Below are 12,068 nucleotides of genomic sequence, written 5' to 3'. Positions count from 1 at the left end.
TGTTTGAACGTGATGGGCCGCAGATCAGGCTGTCTCGAAGTCGCCCCGCTGCGCGCGCCAGGCCACCCTGGCGGACGGCAGCAGAGTGGCCCGGGGAAGGACCGCCACCCCGTTCGACAGCATTCCACCCGCGCCCTCGCGCGCCAGCCGCTGCACGGCCTCGCCAAACGCCGGCAGGGGCCGGCCGCAGGCGGCGTTGTCCCTACCCTGCCAATACCTCCCCAGAGCGGCCACCATGGTCTTGCGCTCGACGTCGAAGGCGTGCTCGTGGAAGAGCGCGCGCATGACGCGGTAGCCAACGTCATGGCGAACGCGAGCGGCGCGGGCATAGAGGCGGCGGACCGCCGGCGGGTGCGGTTGCCGTGTTCCGCGATGATGTCTGATCGACCCGTCGCCCTCAGCGCGGCGGCGAGCATGACAGTGCAGTGGCGCGACCTCTCCAGGCATTCCGACCCGAACGAGAACACCTAGTCGTCCGCCTGGACGCGTCGGGCCGCCGCGTTTTCCTAGTCGGTGATGCCGACGGCCGCGGTCGGCAGCCACCCGCGACCCAGCCGTCGCCCGTCTCCGTTGAGGAGGACTGCTGCGCTGCTGCGCGGCGGACCGGCGCGCGGACGTGCTGGCGTCGGCCATCATGGCAGCCACACCTCCTTGAGGCCCGTGTTCCTGGATGCGGTCGGCGCGACGGTGTTCGTGATCTCGTCGGGACCGTAGCCCTACAGCCGCGTCGTCCCCTCCGACGCGGCCCTGGTCGCGGAGTTGACCTCCTGTGGCAGGGTGCTGAGGACCGACGTCAACGACGAGGCGTGCGGGCTGGCCGAGCGTAAGATCGGACCTGACGTCGACGAGAGCCCGGGAGGATGCGGTAGCGTCACCGTCCGCCTGAGTGCGGCCGGGGTGACGGCCGCCCCGTCGACCCTGTCGGAGTGAAGCGCGAGGCGGGTGGTCCTGCCCGCCCGAAGCGGCCGGTGACCCGAGGTTGCGCCAGCAGCCGCCTGTGCTGCCCGGGGGCGCCAGCCGCTCGGCCTCGCGGCGGCAGCTCGCCGCCGTGCGGGCGAGGTTGTAGATGGTGCGACCATCGGTGGCGAAGCTGCCGGTACAGGGCCTGGCCGCGTCCTCAAGCAGGCTCGCCTCCTCGGTGTCTCCCTCCGCCCTGCGCAGCTCCGCGTCGAGGGGGTCCGCGCGGGCGGCCGACACAAGAGTGACGGCGCGCACGGCCATCTCGGTCCGCCTCTCGACCGATCGGTCGCAGAGCGCCTCCTCCTCGTGACCGTCTTGCGGGACAGGTGTAGGTTTCCCTCAATTGGTGGACGACTTTGCTCTGCGACAGCGTCCTGAAATGATGGACGTTCGACTATAACAGTGGACGTCCGGCGCTACGGTCTCTCTGTTTCGGCGAACCGTACCCAAAAGCACCTTGTGCGACTACTCTGCCTATGGCCGCACATTGGTGATGGTGATGCCTACATCGGCGCTAGCAAGTGGACCGTCCGTTGTGAGCATCTCGGCTCGCAGTTCGATCGCCAAGGCAAGGCATGCCCGATCGCCAAAGGACAGGCCGAGCGCCGTCGTCGCTGGCCGAAGGTCGCCTATAATGAGCGCCTGGGCAGGAGTGAGCGGCCGGACATCGAGATGTAGCCCGCCAAGTGCCTCACGCACCTGATCGAGCGGCAATCCCCGGTCCCGTAGCTTGGAGACGACCTCTGCGAGGTTGGGTGTTCCGATGATGCTGCGGGTTAGGACGTCGACTACCCGATCCGCCCCAGGTTCATCGTTCAGAAGGCAGAGCAGGGCGGAGGCGTCGAGTACGACTTTGCTACTCACGCTCCGCCTCACGCCGACGTTCCGCGATCAGCTCGTCAGCCAAGCCGACGCCTTCGGGCACATGATTGCGCAGGATCGCGCGAGCACGCTCAAGTGCCTTAAGTACGGAACGTACCCGTAATTCGCCATCGTCCACATCGACGAGAACGGTGTCACCCGTGGTGATACCGAGCTCACGGCGCATTGCCGCCGGGATCACGAGCTTACCACCGTCCACGATCTTGACCCTCTGTGCTTCCATCTGCACCAATCCGCTACTCTGACCTGCTAAACGGCCTTATACCCAACAGCAATGTCGGACGCCAGCGTGGAGGCAGGGATCGATGCACGGCCGATCACCAAGATAGCGTTCATCGATGACGGAGCAGCTACTTAGACCCGGTCCGCTTAGCTAGGCTACGTAGGACCGGTAGTTGCCGTTCTGAACCGACTGCTGCATGACCGGCTCACAAGGGTATACCCAACAACGCCAAGTAGGAGTGATGAGCAGGTGGCAGGCAGCGAGGTTAGGGCGGCGCGGGTGTATTTGCGGGTAAGCACGGACGAGCAGGACCTGACGCGGCAGGAGAGCATTGTGGCTGGTGCGCGGGCGGCCGGCTTTTATGTCGCGGCCGTATACCGGGAGAAGGCGTCGGGCGCGCGACCGGACCGGCCGGAGCTGCTGCGCATGGTGGCGGACCTGCAGCCGGGCGAGGTGGTGGTGGCCGAGAAGATCGACCGCATCAGCCGCCTGCCTCTGCAGGAAGCGGAACTGCTGGTGGATGCTATCCGGGGCAGGGGGGCTCGGCTGGCGGTGCCGGGCATTGTGGACCTGTCGGACTTGGTAGCTGATAGCGCAGGCGTGGCGCGCATCGTGCTGGAGGCGGTGCAGGACATGCTGCTGCGGGTCGCGCTGCAGACGGCGCGGGATGACTACGAGACCCGGCGCGAGCGGCAACGCGAGGGCATCGAGATTGCCAAGCGGGCGGGGCGGTACACCGGCCGCAAGCCGGACCTCGCCCACCACCGGCGCATCGTAGGTCTGCGCGAGGCGGGCATGAGCATCGCGAAGACCGCGGAGCTCGCCGGGTGCAGCATCGCCCACGTCAAGCGCGTGACCGCGCTCCACCGCTCAAGGGCCGCTCAGCCGCAGAAGACTAGTTGAGTACCGTACATGTTTTACCTGCGGGTCGTGGCAGACCGAACCCCACCGCGGATTGGTCTCCGCGTGGAGCAGCAGAGCGGCATCCTGGGTATCACCGCAGGATAATCGCGCATAGTCGCTTCCAACCTGCCATTCTGACACGGGGTTCCGACACCTGTAGACCCGCGGAAAAGCTGGGGTGCTACGCAGGTGTCACAACCGGACGGTTGTGACACCGGCCGCGTTACGGACTGGAATGATAAAACAGGAAGTTCGGTACGATCAGTCAGGGATCAGCGCCCAACCACGTATCTGCAATGTCGCCATTGTGGTGAGAGCCGAGACATCGACTTCGATAGCCTTATCGACCGTGACCGGAGCGATCCCATTCCCGACTAAAGCCTGGCTGCACACTCGAACGGACACGCCTGCCCGCCTTAGCGCCGCTATCAAGGCAAGATTGGGGTTCGTCGTGGCACCGGTTTTCGTCGCATATGCCTCATCATCGGCAATAATCGGTGTCGCCGGCCCGTGGACGATCACGATCACATCTCCCTGTGCCGGCCGCACGCCGTCCGCCCCGAGCAGGTTCAGGAAGCGTGCGACCTTCTCCAGCGAGGGATTGACCTTGTCGGGAGATGACGCCGCCTTCGTCACACTGAACAGCACACGATATCGCAGCGAGTGGTCCGGCCGCTCAACCGCGCCTTCTACCGGCGTGATCCTGCCATAGCCGGCAATCACGGGTTGTTGCGCGGTGACGCCTGCTGACCCGGCACTGCTCATGACGGCCAAGCATCCTGCAACTGCGATAGCGGGAAGCCGCATCTGGTTTGTCCTTTCGAAACCGGAATGATTATCCGACCCTCGCAAATACGGCTGCGCCTATATTTTGCGGCCGCGTGGCAGCCGACGCCCCGCGCGCTCGCGACGGTCGGGAAGCGGGCGCTGCCTCATGCACGGCTAGATCATCGGCGCCGAATATCGCCTCGAGCGTGCGCACGCACATTGCGGCTGCGTCATCGGCGAGCCGGTAATGGACCTGCTTTGCCTCGCGTCTCGTCTTCACCAGCTCGGCGCGGCGCAGCTCGGCAAGCTGCTGGCTGAGGGCCGGCTGGGTCACGCCGGTCGCAGCCTCTATGTCCGCAACCTGCCGCTCACCGCCCAGCAGATAGGACAGGATCATGAGGCGCTGGGGTTGAGCGAACACGCGCAGCTTTTCGACCGCCGCATCGGCGATCGCGCGGGATTGATGGATCGCCGTCATCGATCGGCCTTCAACTGATGAAACCAGTCGGCACCGGCGCTGCACGGCAAGGCGGGCGGGAGCAGGACGTCGTCACCCGGCTGCCAGTCGGCCGGCGTATAGGCCTGCCCATCGGCCGATCGCTGCAATGCCCTCACCGTGCGGAGCATCTCGTCGACCGATCGCCCGACGTTCATCGGATACCAGTTGAGCGCACGGATGATGCCCTCAGGATCGATGAAATAGGTCGCGCGCACGGCCGAGGCGTCGCCGGCCTGTTCGTCAAGCATGCCATAGGCGTAACCCACCGCCATCGACGGGTCTTCCACGACCGGGAACGGCACCTCTACACCGAAGACATCCTTGATCGCGCGCAACCAGGCGACATGCGAATACAGGCTGTCAACCGACAGCCCGAGCAAGGCGCAGTCGAGCTCCTCGAATTGCGGTGCGGCCTTCGCCAGGGCCACGAACTCGCTGGTGCAGACCGGCGTGAAATCAGCCGGGTGCGAAAAGAACACGACCCAACGACCACGATACTGATCGAGCGACATCGCGCCCTGCGTCGTGCGGGCGGTGAAATTCGGGGCCGCGTCCCCGATGCGCAACGAGCGCGGTACGTCTGCATCCATCGTTTCCATGCTTTTCAGATGGCACGGGCAGCCCGTTGACGCAAGCGGATTACACAACTACATAAACCATGAAATCAATAATTGGAGGCGATCGTGGAATCGGCGTTGAATGAGGCAGTTGCGCAGATTGAACGTGCGAAGGCGGCGGTATCGCCGGTCGTTCACTCGTTCTTCGACGAGCCGACCAACACCGCGACCTACGTCGTCTGGGACCCCGCCACGCGAAAGGCGGCGATCGTTGACAGTGTCCTGAACTTCGACGCTGCGGCCGGTCGCACCAATACGGCGTCGGCGGATGCGGTAATCGCTTATGTGCGGGAGCACGGCCTTTCGGTCGACTGGCTGCTCGAAACCCATGCTCATGCCGACCACCTGTCTGCGGCGCCCTATCTGCAAAAGGCGCTGGGCGGTCAGCTCGCGATCGGCCGCGACATCATTCGCGTGCAGAACGTCTTCGGCAAGATTTTCAACGCCGGCACCGACTTCGAACGGGACGGCTCCGAGTTCGACCACCTGTTCGACGATGGCGACCGTTTTACGATCGGCGACATCGAGGCCATCGCGCTGCATGTGCCGGGGCACACCCCCGCCGATATGGCCTATGTCATCGGCGACGCAGTCTTCACCGGCGATACCCTGTTCATGCCGGACTACGGCACCGCACGCGCAGACTTCCCCGGTGGTGATGCGCGCCAGCTATTCCGCTCGATCCGTCGACTGATGCAGTTGCCCGACGAGACGCGGCTGTTCCTGTGCCACGACTACAAGGCTGCGGGGCGCGACCGGTATGTCTGGGAGACGACCGTGGGCGCGCAGCGCGTCGGCAACGTCCACGTTCATGAGGGGGTGGACGAAGACAACTTCGTCGCGATGCGCACCAGTCGGGACGCCACCTTGTCGATGCCCAAGCTCATCCTGCCATCGGTGCAGGTCAATATGCGCGGCGGCCATCTGCCGGAGCCGGAAGTCAACGGCACCCGCTACCTCAAGATTCCACTGGATACGCTGTGATGCCCGGATTTCCCCATGCCATGCCGCTTGCCGGCTTCATCGGCGGCCTGATGATCGGGTTCGCTGCGGCGATCATGTTGCTGGGCAACGGCCGCATCGCCGGGGTCAGCGGCATGTTCGCGCGTGTCCTCGCTCTCTCTGAAGGGGGAGCGCCTTGGATGATGGCCTTGCTTTTCACGGCGGGGCTGCCCCTGGGCGCGGCGCTGACCGCAGCCAATGTGAATGTGGAAGCTCGCTTCCCGACGTCGCTCGGGCTGATCGCCGTCGCCGGGCTGATCGTCGGGATCGGGACGCGGCTCGGCGCGGGGTGCACCAGCGGTCACGGCGTCTGCGGCCTGTCGCGCCTGTCGCCGCGGTCCATCGTCGCGACCGGCACGTTCATGGCGACCGGCATCGCCACCGTGACCCTCATGCGTCTCGCGGGAGTGGTATCGTGATGCGCCAGAGCCTTCTTTCGCTCGTCAGCGGCACGCTGTTCGGCGCCGGCCTCGCCGTGTCCGGCATGATCGATCCTGCGCGGGTACGGGCGTTTCTCGACGTCGCCGGTGCCTGGGACCCGACCCTGGCATTCGTCATGGCGGGAGCGATCCTGCCGATGGCGATAGCCTGGCTCATCGTGCGTGGACGCTCTACGCCGATCGTCGCGGAGCAATTCCATACGCCGGCCACGTCGCCGATCGACGCGCGCCTCCTCGGCGGTGCCGCCCTGTTCGGCATAGGCTGGGGCCTTGTCGGCCTGTGCCCCGGCCCCGCCATCGCCGCGCTCGCGATCCAGCCTGCCCCCGCGCTGCTCTTCACCGCTGCAATGGCGCTCGGCGCAGCCATCCACCGCTTCGCACTCATCCCACGCCGTTCGGCGTGACCGGACAGGAGACATTACATGGCCTTCAAGAAGATCACACCGTCCTTCTCGGCTGCTCCCCAGCTCACCCGGGATGATGTCGCTGCCGCCGCACAGGCGGGGTTTCGCTCGATCGTTTCGAGCCGGCCAAATGGCGAGGAGCAGGGACAGCCGAGCGCACACGAGATGGCCCGGATCGCCGAAGAACACGGCCTTGCGTTCGCCCATGTCCCGATCGTGCCGGGCAAGGCGACCGATGCCGATGCGGACCGGATGAAGGAAGCGCTGACTGCGCTGCCGGGACCGACGCTCGGCTTCTGCCGAAGCGGCACGCGGGCGGCTACCCTATGGGCGCTGGCGGAGGCGAGTCATGCCGATCCCGAAACGATCGTCGGTCAGGCCAAGGCAGCCGGGTACGACCTGGCCGATCTGAAGCCGGCGCTCGCTCGCCGGTCCGAAAGAACCGGCAAATGACCTACGACATCGTCATCATCGGAGGCGGAGCTGCGGGCATCGCAACCGCCGCCAGCATCCTGAAACGTAACGCCAAGGTGTCGATCGCGGTCGTCGATGCGGCCCGGGACCATTATTACCAGCCCGGTTGGACGTTAGTCGGGGCAGGCGTTTTCACCCCCGAACAGACCCGCAAGGCCGAAGCCGATGTCATGCCCAAGGGCGTCGAATGGATCCGGCTGCCGGCGATCACCATCGACCCCGAGCGTCAGGCGATCACCCTGGGCGACGGGGATACGATCGCCTATCGTGTCCTGATCGTCGCCCCCGGCCTGCGTTTGGCGTGGGAGAAGATCGCGGGGCTTACCGAAGCGTTGGGCCGCAACGGGGTCACGTCCAACTACCGCTACGATCTGGCGCCCTACACCTACCAGCTTGTCCAGGAATTGCAGCGGGGACGCGCGCTGTTCTCGCAACCGCCGATGCCGATCAAGTGCGCCGGCGCGCCTCAAAAGGCGATGTACCTGTCCTGCGACATCTGGCGCGAACGCGGTGTTCTCCCCGCGATCGACGTCGAATTTCACAACGCCGGTGCGGCGCTGTTCGGCGTCGCGACCTATGTCCCTGCGCTGATGGAATATGTCGAGAAGTATAGGATCAACCTCAAGCTCGAATCCAACCTCGTCGCGGTCGACGCCGATCGGCGTATTGCCACCTTCGAGCGCAAGCAGAACGGTGTCAGCGAGCGGATCGAGCGCGGGTTCGACATGCTCCACGTCGTGCCGCCGCAGGTGTCGCATGACGTCGTTGCCAAAAGTTCGCTCGCGGCGGCAAACGGCTTCGTCGAGGTCGATGAGGCGACGCTGCGCCACAAGCGATACGACAACGTCTTTGCCTTGGGCGATGCTGCGGGGACGAGCAATGCGAAGACGGCTGCGGCAGCCCGCAAGCAGGCACCCGTGGTGGCGGTCAACGCGCTCGCCGCACTCGAAGGCAAGCCTCCTGTTGTCGACTATGACGGCTATGGGTCGTGCCCGCTCACCGTCGAGCGCGGCAAGATCGTCCTCGCCGAGTTCGGCTATGGTGGAAAACTGCTCCCCAGCTTTCCGTCGTGGCTGCTGAACGGCACGCGCCCGACGCGCGCTGCCTGGTTCCTGAAGGAGCGGATGCTGCCCCCGATTTACTGGCAAGGCATGCTGAAAGGCCATGAATGGATGGCGGCTCCGCATAAGATCGGCAAAGCGGCATGACCCTCGAACCGATCCAGTATCTGCTGGGTGCGTTATCCGGCAGCCTGGTGGGCTTTACCCTCGGGCTTGTCGGCGGGGGCGGCTCGATCCTCGCCGTCCCACTCATGGTCTATCTGGTGCGCGTGCCCGACGCCCATCTCGCCATCGGCACGAGCGCGTTCGCCGTCGCGGCTAACGCCGCCACGGGGCTGATCGGCCATGCAAGGGCGCATAACGTCAAATGGCGCTGTGGCGGCATGTATGCGACCGCCGGCGTCATCGGCGCCCTGTTCGGCTCTACCGCGGGCAAGGCCGTCGACGGCGGCAAGCTCCTGTTCCTGTTCGCACTGGTCATGGTCGTCGTCGGCGTCCTGATGCTGCGCGGGCGCGGTGACACGGGCAACCCGGGGGCGGAGTGCAACCGGGAAAAGGCGCCGAAGGTGCTGGGCTACGGCCTCGGCACCGGTCTGTTCTCGGGCTTCTTCGGCATCGGCGGGGGCTTTCTGATCGTCCCCGGCCTGATCGGATCGACGGGCATGCCGATCCTGAACGCCGTCGGCACGTCATTGATCGCCGTCACCGCGTTCGGGCTGACGACGGCCGCCAATTACGCATTTTCGGGTCTGGTGGACTGGCCGCTGGCTTTCGTGTTCATCGCCGGTGGAGTTGTCGGCGGCTTGATCGGCACGCGCATCGCGAAGCGCCTCGGTACGGGCGGCACGCTCACCACGGTCTTCGCCGTCCTGATCTTCGTGGTGGCGGCCTACATGCTCTGGAAAAGCGCGGCCGCGTTTCTCTGATGGCGGGTGCGATTGCCATCGGGCCGCTGATGCTGGCCGTCGATCGCGGGCTTGCCGTGCTGTGCATCGTCGTGTTCCTTGGCCTCACGACACTGGCCGGTCGGTTCCGCTTCCCTCGCGTATCGACGGTCTCCACCAGCGCCATCGTCGCTGGACTGGTCACGGCACGGATCGGTTACGTCGCAGCGCATTGGTCGAGCTACACCGGCGCTCCGCTGTCCATCCTTGCCGTGTGGCAGGGTGGCTTTTCCCCCGTTGCAGGGCTTCTGGGCGCTGCGGCGATGCTGGCGATCCGGCTTGGCCGCTCAAGCGCGCTGGCGGCAGGCTGGGGAGCGTTGGCTGTTGCGGGTGGCCTCTGGTTCTCGCTTCAGGCGCTGATCCCTCCCGTGACCTACGGCCCGTTCCCCTATCATCTCAACCTGACAACCCCGTCCGGCGCGCCGCTTCCACTCGATCGCTTCCGTGGCAGGCCCTTCGTGGTCAACCTGTGGGCGACATGGTGCGGTCCGTGTCGGCGTGAGCTGCCGATGCTCGATGCGGTTGCGTCGCGCCCTGGCGAGGTCCCGATCCTTCTTGCCGATCAGGGCGAGGCGCAAGCGATCGTCAGCGGTTTTCTCGGCCGTGAAAATATCGGAGCGCGCCATGTCGCGCTCGACCCCGATCGTGGCCTTTCTCAAGCCCTGAAGGTGGCGGGGTATCCCGCAACGGCCTTCGTTGCGGGCGACGGCACGATCGTACAGCTCCAGCTCGGTGAATTGTCACGCGCTGCGCTCGCCGATGGAATCGAATTAGCAAGGAAACACCGATGAATCGTCGCAACCTGTTGTCTCGGGGCCTCCTGGCCGCGCTTGCCTTCGCCGCGCCGATCACGCCTCTCATGGCCCAGCAGCCCGATCTGTCGCGCAAGGCGGTCGTTGACGATCCCGTGGCTCCCAAGCGCGCCGGCAGGACCTACGACGTCACGGTTGTCGAGTTTTTCGACTATAACTGCCCCTATTGCCGTCGCATGGAGCCGGTGCTGAACGCCCTGCTTCGCTCCGACCCGAAGGTACGGGTCGTGTACCGGGACTGGCCGATCTTCGGACCTGCCTCGCGTGAGGCGTCACGCGCGGCTGTCGCGAGCCAATGGCAGGGCAGGCATGCCGCCTTTCACGAGGCCCTGATGACCTCGCCGGCGCGGCTCGACAGCGCGGGCGTCAAGGCAGCGGCTGCCAAAGCCAAGGTCGACTGGCCCCGTCTGCAACGCGATTTGAAGAACCGTGGCGCCGAAATCGACGCGCTGCTTACGCGCACCGATAGCATCGCCCAGGCGATCGGTTTCAACGGAACACCAGCGCTGATCGTCGGCTCGCAGGTCGTCGCCGGTGCTGTCGATCTCCCGACGTTGCGTCGTCTCGTCGCGGAAGCGCGCAAAAAACCAGCGGCGCGCTGACCATGCCCGGGCCGCTCAATCGGAGACAGCTTGCCGGCTTGGGCGCGGTGGTCGTGGGTGGTTGGGCAGTCGGGCAGGTTCTACGGCGTACCGCCCCGATCGGGCGCGACGTCGGGCCGACCGCCGACCTGATCCTTGCCGGTAACGGCTCGCCCGAGGACGGACCTGCCGATGCTACGCTCCGGCTTGCCGTGTTCACCGACTATCGTTGCCCGGCCTGCCGTCATGGATTTTCCGCCCTGGAAGAGGCTGTGCAACGCGACGGCAAGGTGCGGGTCATCTACAAGGATTGGCCCATCTTCGGTCCGCCATCCGAACGTGCCGCAAGCGTGGCGCTCGCGTGCGCCGAACAGGGAGTTTACCCGACCGTCCATCGTGCGTTGATGACGGACAGCCGCACGATCGACGACGACGTGTTGCGGGACGTCGTGATGCGCGCTGGCGGCGATTGGCTGCGCGCGATGACCTGGCTTGCCGCCCACGCGGACGCTGTCGCAGCCCGCCTGCGGGCGAACGGACAGGAAGCCTATTCGATCGGACTGGCGGGCACCCCGGGTTATCTTGCCGGTCCCATGCTGGTGATGGGCGCGATCGACGCCAGCGATTTCCAACGGCTGTTCGCGCGTGCGCGGGAAGAAAGCTGACGATGCGAGAGGATACGAAACATGATCGAGTATAATCACAAGGGCATGACGGTTGCGTCGCTCCATGACGAGCGCACCGGCAGCTTCCAGTATGTCGTGGTCGACGAAGCCACGAAGACCGCCGCGATTATCGATCCGGTCCTCGACTTCGATCCCCGTGCCGGTGCGACCGCAACCGACAATGCCGATATGATCCTCGAATATGTCCGCGCCAAGGGACTTACTGTGGAATGGGTGCTCGATACCCATCCCCATGCCGATCACTTCTCGGCCGCGCCGTATCTCGCGGAAAAGACAGGGGGCAAAACCGCGATCGGCACCAAGGTCGTGGAGGTGCAGAAGCTCTGGCAGGACATCTACTGCCTGCCCGACCTGCCCGTCGATGGTAGCCAGTGGGATCGCCTGTTCGCCGATGGCGAGCAGTTCAGGATCGGCTCGCTCGACGCGCACGTCATGCTGTCGCCCGGCCACACGCTCGCCTCGATCACCTACGTCGTCGGCGACGCGGCGTTCGTCCACGACACGCTGATGGTGCCCGACAGCGGCACCAGTCGGGCTGACTTTCCAGGCGGCAACGCGCGCGCGCTGTGGCGCTCGATCCGGGCGATCCTCGAACTGCCGCCCAGCACCGCGACCTATGTCGGCCACGACTACGGCAAGGACGGGCGCGAAGTCTTTGGACGATCGACCGTGGCGGACCAGCGTCGTGACAACATCCATGTGCACAACGGCATCGGTGAGGCCGAGTTCGTCGCCACCCGCGAGAAGCGCGACGCAACCCTGCCGCTGCCGGACCTGATGCTTGCCGCGCTCCAGGTGAACATCCGCGGCGG

Annotated in this window: 17 protein-coding genes; 11 read left to right on the top strand and 6 right to left on the bottom strand. The window is 65.6% G+C overall.

Annotated elements, in window-relative coordinates; genetic code table 11:
• Positions 1-24: 24 nt before the first annotated feature.
• From AX685_RS09920 to AX685_RS09905, 3 genes are all read right to left on the bottom strand, one after another.
• Entirely contained in the window at positions 25-285 is a 261-nt protein-coding gene (locus AX685_RS09920; RefSeq protein ID WP_066488092.1) for a hypothetical protein, read from the bottom strand.
• Positions 286-1,434: 1,149 nt separating this feature from the next.
• Positions 1,435-1,824: a type II toxin-antitoxin system VapC family toxin gene (locus AX685_RS23515; protein WP_066488088.1), complete on the bottom strand. Its 390-nt coding sequence runs from the start codon at positions 1,822-1,824 to the stop codon at positions 1,435-1,437.
• Positions 1,817-2,065 carry an AbrB/MazE/SpoVT family DNA-binding domain-containing protein gene (locus AX685_RS09905; RefSeq protein ID WP_066488085.1) on the bottom strand — a complete coding sequence of 83 codons (249 nt, stop codon included), beginning with the start codon at positions 2,063-2,065 and terminating at the stop codon, positions 1,817-1,819. The genes AX685_RS23515 and AX685_RS09905 overlap by 8 nt, the downstream gene beginning before the upstream one ends.
• A 279-nt stretch (positions 2,066-2,344) precedes the next feature.
• Here AX685_RS09905 and AX685_RS09900 point away from each other — a divergent pair, with 279 nt between their 5' ends.
• On the top strand, positions 2,345-2,968 hold the full coding sequence (locus AX685_RS09900; protein ID WP_170172280.1) for a recombinase family protein: 624 nt from the start codon (positions 2,345-2,347) through the stop codon (positions 2,966-2,968).
• A gap of 261 nt (positions 2,969-3,229) precedes the next feature.
• On the opposite strand, the gene AX685_RS09895 is transcribed toward AX685_RS09900, so the two are convergent.
• The 3 genes from AX685_RS09895 to AX685_RS09885 are packed head-to-tail and all read right to left on the bottom strand — an operon-like array spanning position 3,230 to position 4,834.
• A complete protein-coding gene (locus tag AX685_RS09895; RefSeq protein ID WP_101750168.1) occupies positions 3,230-3,775 on the bottom strand; it encodes a DsrE family protein in 546 nt (181 codons plus the stop codon).
• Between the two features lie 28 nt (positions 3,776-3,803).
• Positions 3,804-4,214 (bottom strand): ArsR/SmtB family transcription factor, encoded by a 411-nt coding sequence (locus AX685_RS09890; RefSeq protein WP_018251191.1) that lies wholly within the window; start codon positions 4,212-4,214, stop codon positions 3,804-3,806.
• The gene (locus AX685_RS09885; RefSeq protein ID WP_018251192.1) at positions 4,211-4,834 is read right to left on the bottom strand and encodes a peroxiredoxin; all 624 of its coding nucleotides are present in this window, start codon (positions 4,832-4,834) and stop codon (positions 4,211-4,213) included. The genes AX685_RS09890 and AX685_RS09885 overlap by 4 nt, the downstream gene beginning before the upstream one ends.
• A 72-nt stretch (positions 4,835-4,906) precedes the next feature.
• On the opposite strand from AX685_RS09885, the gene AX685_RS09880 reads away from it, so the two are divergent.
• From AX685_RS09880 to AX685_RS09835, 10 genes are all read left to right on the top strand, one after another.
• Positions 4,907-5,836 (top strand): MBL fold metallo-hydrolase, encoded by a 930-nt coding sequence (locus AX685_RS09880; RefSeq protein WP_197418555.1) that lies wholly within the window; start codon positions 4,907-4,909, stop codon positions 5,834-5,836.
• Positions 5,836-6,273, top strand: a complete 438-nt coding sequence (locus AX685_RS09875; protein ID WP_170172224.1) for a YeeE/YedE family protein — start codon at positions 5,836-5,838, stop codon at positions 6,271-6,273. The genes AX685_RS09880 and AX685_RS09875 overlap by 1 nt, the downstream gene beginning before the upstream one ends.
• Positions 6,273-6,698, top strand: coding sequence for a DUF6691 family protein (locus tag AX685_RS09870; RefSeq protein ID WP_018251195.1), 426 nt, complete (start codon positions 6,273-6,275; stop codon positions 6,696-6,698). Before AX685_RS09875 ends, AX685_RS09870 begins: the two co-directional genes overlap by 1 nt.
• 18 nt (positions 6,699-6,716) lie before the next feature.
• Positions 6,717-7,151, top strand: coding sequence for a TIGR01244 family sulfur transferase (locus AX685_RS09865; protein WP_018251196.1), 435 nt, complete (start codon positions 6,717-6,719; stop codon positions 7,149-7,151).
• Positions 7,148-8,380 (top strand): NAD(P)/FAD-dependent oxidoreductase, encoded by a 1,233-nt coding sequence (locus tag AX685_RS09860; protein WP_018251197.1) that lies wholly within the window; start codon positions 7,148-7,150, stop codon positions 8,378-8,380. Before AX685_RS09865 ends, AX685_RS09860 begins: the two co-directional genes overlap by 4 nt.
• Positions 8,377-9,159, top strand: a complete 783-nt coding sequence (locus AX685_RS09855) for a sulfite exporter TauE/SafE family protein (protein WP_018251198.1) — start codon at positions 8,377-8,379, stop codon at positions 9,157-9,159. Before AX685_RS09860 ends, AX685_RS09855 begins: the two co-directional genes overlap by 4 nt.
• Complete coding sequence (locus AX685_RS09850) at positions 9,159-9,968, top strand: TlpA family protein disulfide reductase (RefSeq protein ID WP_018251199.1); 810 nt, start codon at positions 9,159-9,161, stop codon at positions 9,966-9,968. Before AX685_RS09855 ends, AX685_RS09850 begins: the two co-directional genes overlap by 1 nt.
• The gene (locus AX685_RS09845) at positions 9,965-10,591 is read left to right on the top strand and encodes a DsbA family protein (protein ID WP_056432835.1); all 627 of its coding nucleotides are present in this window, start codon (positions 9,965-9,967) and stop codon (positions 10,589-10,591) included. Before AX685_RS09850 ends, AX685_RS09845 begins: the two co-directional genes overlap by 4 nt.
• Positions 10,592-10,593: 2 nt before the next feature.
• Complete coding sequence (locus AX685_RS09840) at positions 10,594-11,235, top strand: DsbA family protein (RefSeq protein ID WP_026189135.1); 642 nt, start codon at positions 10,594-10,596, stop codon at positions 11,233-11,235.
• A gap of 21 nt (positions 11,236-11,256) precedes the next feature.
• The coding region (locus tag AX685_RS09835) for an MBL fold metallo-hydrolase (RefSeq protein WP_066488084.1) at positions 11,257-12,068 on the top strand (812 nt) is incomplete at its 3' end.

The organism is Sphingomonas sp. CCH9-F2 (assembly GCF_001556735.1).
Classification (GTDB): domain Bacteria; phylum Pseudomonadota; class Alphaproteobacteria; order Sphingomonadales; family Sphingomonadaceae; genus Sphingomonas; species Sphingomonas ginsenosidimutans.
The sequence above is the reverse complement of the archived record's forward strand: the minus strand, read 5'-3'. Positions and strand labels throughout refer to the sequence as shown.

What these genes read in the sequence shown, in the direction of transcription:
- AX685_RS09920 (WP_066488092.1), bottom strand. Translation starts at nt 285, where the DNA reads ATGCGCGCGCTCTTCCACGAGCACGCCTTCGACGTCGAGCGCAAGACC.
- AX685_RS09905 (WP_066488085.1), bottom strand. Translation starts at nt 2,065, where the DNA reads ATGGAAGCACAGAGGGTCAAGATCGTGGACGGTGGTAAGCTCGTGATC.
- AX685_RS09895 (WP_101750168.1), bottom strand. Translation starts at nt 3,775, where the DNA reads ATGCGGCTTCCCGCTATCGCAGTTGCAGGATGCTTGGCCGTCATGAGC.
- AX685_RS09890 (WP_018251191.1), bottom strand. Translation starts at nt 4,214, where the DNA reads ATGACGGCGATCCATCAATCCCGCGCGATCGCCGATGCGGCGGTCGAA.
- AX685_RS09885 (WP_018251192.1), bottom strand. Translation starts at nt 4,834, where the DNA reads ATGGAAACGATGGATGCAGACGTACCGCGCTCGTTGCGCATCGGGGAC.
- AX685_RS09875 (WP_170172224.1), top strand. Translation starts at nt 5,836, where the DNA reads ATGCCCGGATTTCCCCATGCCATGCCGCTTGCCGGCTTCATCGGCGGC.
- AX685_RS09870 (WP_018251195.1), top strand. Translation starts at nt 6,273, where the DNA reads ATGCGCCAGAGCCTTCTTTCGCTCGTCAGCGGCACGCTGTTCGGCGCC.
- AX685_RS09865 (WP_018251196.1), top strand. Translation starts at nt 6,717, where the DNA reads ATGGCCTTCAAGAAGATCACACCGTCCTTCTCGGCTGCTCCCCAGCTC.
- AX685_RS09860 (WP_018251197.1), top strand. Translation starts at nt 7,148, where the DNA reads ATGACCTACGACATCGTCATCATCGGAGGCGGAGCTGCGGGCATCGCA.
- AX685_RS09855 (WP_018251198.1), top strand. Translation starts at nt 8,377, where the DNA reads ATGACCCTCGAACCGATCCAGTATCTGCTGGGTGCGTTATCCGGCAGC.
- AX685_RS09850 (WP_018251199.1), top strand. Translation starts at nt 9,159, where the DNA reads ATGGCGGGTGCGATTGCCATCGGGCCGCTGATGCTGGCCGTCGATCGC.
- AX685_RS09845 (WP_056432835.1), top strand. Translation starts at nt 9,965, where the DNA reads ATGAATCGTCGCAACCTGTTGTCTCGGGGCCTCCTGGCCGCGCTTGCC.
- AX685_RS09840 (WP_026189135.1), top strand. Translation starts at nt 10,594, where the DNA reads ATGCCCGGGCCGCTCAATCGGAGACAGCTTGCCGGCTTGGGCGCGGTG.